This window comes from Nocardia sp. BSTN01 (genome assembly GCF_015354405.1).
Classification (GTDB): Bacteria; Actinomycetota; Actinomycetes; order Mycobacteriales; family Mycobacteriaceae; genus Nocardia.
This window is the reverse complement of record NZ_JADKYP010000207.1, coordinates 1-203: the sequence shown is the minus strand read 5'-3', so window position 1 is coordinate 203 and position 203 is coordinate 1. Positions and strand designations below refer to the sequence as shown.

Genomic DNA, 203 nt, shown 5'->3' with positions numbered 1-203 from the left:
GCCGGTCGGCGTGGCGATTGTTGAGAGTAGTACGCGGCTTCGTATTCGGCCGGGGTCAGGTAGTCCAGCCGGGAGTGGAGGCGGGCGTTGTTGTACCAGTCGGCCCATTCCATGAGAGCGAATTCGACCTCGGTAAGGGTCTTGAACGGGCCGTGCCGATTGACCACCTCGGTCTTGAACAGGCCGATGATCGATTCGGCTAG

1 protein-coding gene is annotated in these 203 nt (G+C 61.1%); it reads right to left on the bottom strand.

Going from position 1 to position 203, the window contains the following annotated elements; genetic code table 11:
* A partial coding sequence (locus tag IRT45_RS36555; protein WP_194810303.1) for an integrase core domain-containing protein occupies positions 1–203 on the bottom strand: 203 nt, incomplete at both ends.